Here is a 3,310-nt window from a genome sequence, read left to right as displayed (position 1 = left end):
TTATAGCTCCCCTTTTAAAGGGGAAGTTAAGTGCTAATAACACTTGACTATAATTATACAAAGTAGTATAATCATAACTATAATTTGATCAGACAATTTAATCACCGCCTTTCTAGGTTATGATTAATGCCAAAGGTAGCCGCCTTTGGCATCTACCTTCTGCAATTATACCAAACAAACTCTTTAACTTCTTTAACATAATTGATGAAAAGATTTTACATTTTATTCCTTAGTGCTTTAATTTTTGCACCTTCTTTATTATTTGGTGCTACAAATATAGATGATAATCATATTATCTTTACTTGGGGCTATGGTGAAGTAGCAAATGATATTTTGCAAGCCATAAAAGGTGTAACAAGTGGTGCTGATTATATGGTTAAGATTGTTATGGCTATTGCCTTTTTTACTTTTGCTATTAAAAAAGTAATGGACGAAAGAACTAGCCCTATATTTGAATTTGGTAAAATGATTTTTATCATGGTTATTATTTGGCAATGCTTTTTAAGAGCGCCAAATGACGCTCAGCATAGATATATGATACATGATAATGTAACAGGTAAAGACTATATAGTTTCTCAAGTTCCACTTGGTATTGGTTTGACTTTTTCTTTCATGTCAAGAATGGAAGATTCCATTACTAAAGCTATGGAAAAATTTTATTCCACTCCACAATCTACTAATTTTTCTAATGCTGGATTTGGTTTTACTTTAAGATCTACTATGGATTTGCCAGATTTAGAATTAAGTCAATTTAGCCCTAGAACACAAAAAAATCTTGATTTGTTTTTTAGAAACTGTGTTATTTATGGAATGGAATTAAATAAAGGTAGAATGGATACTAATTTTAGACATAGTGATAATTTATATGAGGATTTATTTGAAATAGGCAAGGGTAGTCAATTTACTTTATATTTTGGGGAAAAAGATAAAGGCAGTATTAGATCTTGTACTCACGCAGGTGCTTTGATTAAGCAAGATTTAGGTTCTTTAGCTCCAAAAATAGAAACTATCCATGCGCGTATTTTAGGTAGTAAAGATGAAAACGCTTATAGAGCTTCAATGCAGGGTGTTTGGGAAATTTTCTCAGGACAAGCTACACAAGCAAGATCTCAATTAATGCAAGCTATGTTAATTAATGCTTCAAGAGATTCTTTAATTAATACTGCAAAAATGGTAGGACTTGATCCAAGTGCAGTAGCTGCAAATACAGCAGTAGCTGAGCAAAACTTCATGTCAAGCATGCTAACTCAAGGTATGATGGCTCAAACTTATTTGCCACTTGCTAAAGCTTATTTAACAGTTTTAATTATAGGTTTATCATGGATTATGGCTTTACTCTCTATTATGTTTGGTGATTTTAGACATATAAAAATGTTTTTTACCTTATGTATATGGATAGTTTTATGGACTCCTATATTAAGTATTATTAATTATTTTAATGATTTAAATCTATCAAAAAGTGTTCAAGTATTATTAGATGGCTCATTAAGCTTTTCTATGAGTAATAGCTTATCTTTCTTTAAACAAATATCTGAGCAAACCAATTTCATTAATTATCTTGTAATGCTTACTCCATTATTAGCTTTTGCAGTAGCTAAAGCTAGTGAGCAAGGTTTTGTGTCAGTGGCTTCATCTTTATCACAAACCCTACAAGGTGCTTCAAGAAGTGCAGGAAGTTTTACAAATCAGCAAGCTTTATCTACTGAAACCAAAATAGCTTCTCCTTTAGGTGAAGAAGTTATTGCTAAACATGCTGGTATAAATTCTTATTTGGGGGCGTATAATGTAGATGGACAAATAACCAAATATAATACCCAAAGTACTTCAGGAAATGATAGTTACAATTCTGAAATTTCTAACTCTGCATTTACTGGAACTAATGTTAATGGTATGATAAATGGAGTTAAACTAACCGCTGGAGCATTAAATATGGTTAATTCCTTAGGGGAAAGCAGTGCTAAAACTTGGAATCAGAATTTCAATGATACTTATGGACAAATCAGTCAAAGTGGTAGAAATAGCGCACTTAGTGAAGCTAAATCTATTATGGAAAGTGATAATGAATCGTTTAGAAAATCATTCTCTAATAATTTAGCTCAGGAAATATCAAAAATGAATAATTTAACCCTTACTGAGCAAGCTAGAGTATCAGCTTTTGCTGAAGCAAGTACTGGTTTAAAAATAGCAGGAAATGGAATTACTGCTGGAGTTAAAGGTGAAATTGGAGTTGGAGTTGCACTAGATAATAATCTTAACGCAAAAGAACAAGCAGCTTATCAAGAAGCAATGGAAAAAGCTTCTGTTAAAACTTTAGCTGAAAATCATAGCGTAAGTAGTGATTGGAGTAAAAGTCTTTCTAATAGTGATAGTACTGCTTATGCTAAAATGGTTGGGTATGCAGATAGCTTCAGTCAAACTCAATCTGCTATTCAAGCAGTTACTTCGAATAATATGGATAATGTTGTAAATGCTTATGCTAGAGATTTAGCTACAATAGACAATAAAGACTTTAATACTCTTAGTGTTGCTGAGCAAAACACTTACTTTGCAAAAGCAGGAAATCAAATTTCTGATATGATTAAAAATGATCCTGCTTCAATTTCAAATTATGCTTCTCAATATGGAGCAGGTAGTAATGTAGGAGAAAACACAATAGCAAAACCTAATGCTTTAAATAAAGAATTTACAAATGTAAGTGGTAATACTTTACTAAATCATAATCTAAATCAAGAACAAGTTAATTCTAGAGCAAAAGATATGAGAAGTAATTCTAATATACCAAATGCTAAAGATATTAAAGAAGTTGCTAGTGGTTCAAATATTAATAAAGAAGTTGGAGGTAAGTTGGAAACCGCAGATAAGATACTAAATTTGGGATTAGGTGATAAAAAAGGAATTTAATTCCTTTTTTATTCATAAATTCCCATACCAAATCGACGAGCTCTGCTACCCGTTACTATGCTATCATTTTCCTCGAATAAATCCTCGTGTTGTTGATAAGCTTCATATTTTCCGCGTTTGTTAATATTGCTTAATACGCTATATAGTATAAGAAATATAAAACAAAAAAAGACTAAAAAGAATAATCCGATAAAATTAAAAATAAGAATATTTGCAATTATAACAGAAGTGAATATTGAAGTGAATATTGCAAAAAATAGAAGTTTTTTATTTTTTAAAACTCCAATAAGCACTAAACAAATAACAATTGATATAAAAGCAATCATAGATAAAAAAACAATTTCAGAATATGATAACCTATCTATGAATGTTACAAATTTTTCTTTTATTATATTTGTGGTATTCATTG

The 3,310-nt window shown here is 30.6% G+C and carries 2 protein-coding genes; one reads left to right on the top strand and one right to left on the bottom strand.

Annotation, left to right across the window (positions count from 1 at the left end; all coding sequences use genetic code 11):
• The first annotated feature begins 204 nt into the window (after window positions 1-204).
• On the top strand, window positions 205-2,901 hold the full coding sequence (locus CAMP18498_RS07750; protein ID WP_337198245.1) for a conjugal transfer protein TraG N-terminal domain-containing protein: 2,697 nt from the start codon (window positions 205-207) through the stop codon (window positions 2,899-2,901).
• 8 nt (window positions 2,902-2,909) lie between these two features.
• Here the strand turns inward: CAMP18498_RS07750 and CAMP18498_RS07745 are convergent.
• Window positions 2,910-3,310: hypothetical protein (locus CAMP18498_RS07745; protein ID WP_337198244.1), on the bottom strand; the 401-nt coding region annotated here is incomplete at its 5' end.

Origin of the sequence: Campylobacter sp. W0066.2 (assembly GCF_024723515.1) — a bacterium.
In the GTDB taxonomy this organism is placed as follows: domain Bacteria; phylum Campylobacterota; class Campylobacteria; order Campylobacterales; family Campylobacteraceae; genus Campylobacter_D.
The sequence above is the reverse complement of the archived record's forward strand: the minus strand, read 5'-3'. Positions and strand labels throughout refer to the sequence as shown.